The 2,321-nt window shown below is 71.5% G+C and carries 2 protein-coding genes and 1 pseudogene; all 3 read right to left on the bottom strand.

Annotation, left to right across the window (positions count from 1 at the left end; all coding sequences use genetic code 11):
- Positions 1–33 precede the first annotated feature (33 nt).
- On the bottom strand, positions 34–933 hold the full coding sequence (locus tag x551_RS21330; RefSeq protein ID WP_036236474.1) for a 2-hydroxy-3-oxopropionate reductase: 900 nt from the start codon (positions 931–933) through the stop codon (positions 34–36).
- 25 nt (positions 934–958) lie between these two features.
- Positions 959–1,746: pseudogene (locus x551_RS21325) on the bottom strand (aldolase/citrate lyase family protein).
- Between the two features lie 40 nt (positions 1,747–1,786).
- A partial coding sequence (locus tag x551_RS21320; protein WP_036251112.1) for an NAD(P)-dependent oxidoreductase occupies positions 1,787–2,321 on the bottom strand: 535 nt, incomplete at its 5' end.

Below are 2,321 nucleotides of genomic sequence, written 5' to 3'. Positions count from 1 at the left end.
GCGATCGATCGCGGTGGCGGCGGTCACGGTCGCTCAGGCCGCGGCCACGTCGTGGCCCGCCATCAGCTCCAGCGCCCGCACCAGCGCGGAGTGGTCGAGGTCGGCCATGCCGTTGGCGGCGCAGGCCTGCATCAGCTGAGCCGCGCCGGCCGTCTGCGGCAGCGACACGCCCAGTTCGCGCGCGCCCTGCAGCGCGAGGCCCAGGTCCTTCTGGTGCAGCTTGATGCGGAAGCCCGGCGCGAAGCTGCGCTTGATCATGCGTTCACCATGCACTTCCAGGATGCGGCTGGCCGCGAAGCCGCCCATCAGCGCCTGGCGCACCTTGGCCGGGTCGGCGCCGGCCTTGCTGGCGAACAGCAAGGCCTCGCCGACCGCCGCGATGTTGAGCGCGACGATGATCTGGTTGGCCACCTTGGTCGTCTGGCCGTCGCCGTTGCCACCGACCAGCGTGATGTTCTTGCCCATCGTCTCGAGCAGCGGGCGCACGCGCGCGAACACCGCCTCGTCGCCGCCGCACATGATGGTCAGCGACGCCGCCTTGGCACCGACCTCGCCGCCGGACACCGGCGCGTCCAGGTAGTCGGCGCCGAGCGCGTTGATACGCTGCGCGTAGGCCTTGGTGGCCATCGGCGAGATCGAGCTCATGTCGACGACGACCTTGCGCGCGCTGCCGGCGCCGCTCTCCAGGCCGGCGGCGATACCGTTCGCACCGAACAGCACGGTCTCGACGTCCGGCGTGTCGGGCAGCATGGTGAACACCACCTCCGCGTTGCGCGCCACCTCGGCCGCGTTGGCGCAGGCCTGCGCGGCCGACGCGGCGATCGCCTCGGGCAGCTTGCCGCGGGTGTGGACGAACAACGTGTGGCCGGCGGCCGCCAGGTGCAGCGCCATCGGCGTGCCCATGATGCCCAGGCCGATGAATCCGATCTTCATGGTGAGGTCCTTCTCTGTGCGTGGATCAATAGCCCTGTGCGCTGCCCGGCGTCGGGCGGTCGCGCATCTTCGCCACCACCTGCTGCGCGCCGGCGGCCATCAGCCGCGCGTCCGAACTCACGGTGACGAACTGGAAACCCTTGGCGATGCGCGCGAGCGCGGCCTCGGGGCTGCCGTTGTGGATCGCGGCCACCACGCCGTGCGCCTTGGCGCGCGCCAGGATGTGGTCGATCGCCTGCGCCACCGGCGGGTCCACGTCGTCGAAGGTCGGCGTGCAGCCGAGCGCCAGCGACAGGTCCGAGGGCCCGATGTAGATGGCGTCGAGACCTTCGACCGACAGGATGTCGTCGAGGTTGTCGAGCGCCTGCGCGGTCTCGATCATCGCGAAGGTGACGATGGTGTCGTTGGCGTGCTGCGCGTAGTCGGCGCCGCCGTATAGCAGCGCGCGCACCGGCCCGAAGCTGCGCGTGCCGCGCGGCGCGTAATGGGTCCAGGCCACCAGCTTCTGCGCGTCCTCGCGGGTGTTGACCATCGGGCAGATCACGCCGTAGGCGCCGGCGTCCAGCGTCTTCATCAGGATGCCGGGCTCGAGCCAGGGCACGCGCACCACCGGCACGGTGGCCGTGGTGGAGAGGGCCTGCAGCATCGGGACCATCGCCTGGTAGTCGACCACGCCGTGCTGCAGGTCGATGGTGAGTGCGTCCCAGCCTGGTGGGCCATGGTCTCGGCCGAGAAGCTGTTGGGGATGGCGAGCCAGCCGTTCAGGGCGGCGCCGCCGCTCTTCCAGATCTCGCGCAGGCGGTTGGGTCTCATGGTCATCCTCTCGGCGTTCGTGGGTCCGTTCGTTGATCGATCAGTCCAGCGGCGCGGCCGTCACCAGCCGGCCCTCGGCGAAGAACAGCGCCAGGTTGTCCAGCACGCGCTGGCCCATCGCCTGGCGCGTCTCGCGCGTGGCGCTGGCGATGTGCGGCAGCAGCACCACGTTGTCCAGCGCGCGCAGTGCGGCCGGCACCTGTGGCTCGTGCTCGAACACGTCGAGCGCCGCACCGGCGATGCGCCGCTCGACCAGAGCGTGCACCAGCGCCGCCTCGTCGACGACGGAGCCGCGCGAGACGTTGACCAGGAAGCCTTCGGGGCCGAGCGCGCCGAGCACCGCGCCGTCCACGAGGTGGCGCGTGCCAGCACCGCCGGCGGCAATGACCACCAGGAAGTCGGCCCATTCGGCCAGGGCCACCAGCGACGGTTCGTGCGGCCAGGGCGCGTCGGCGACCGGGCGGCGCGAGTGGTAGCGGATCGCCATGTCGAAGCCGAGCGCGCGCCGCGCGATCGTGCGACCGATGCGGCCCAGCCCGACGATGCCGAGCCGCGCGCCGCTGACGCGGCGACCG

This window comes from Methylibium sp. T29, from assembly GCF_000576205.1.
GTDB lineage: Bacteria > Pseudomonadota > Gammaproteobacteria > Burkholderiales > Burkholderiaceae_C > Methylibium > Methylibium petroleiphilum.
This window is presented reverse-complemented; position numbering and strand designations above follow the sequence as displayed.

Excerpts from the sequence above, each read along its gene's own strand:
- x551_RS21330 (WP_036236474.1), bottom strand. The coding sequence starts at position 933 with ATGAAGATCGGATTCATCGGCCTGGGCATCATGGGCACGCCGATGGCG.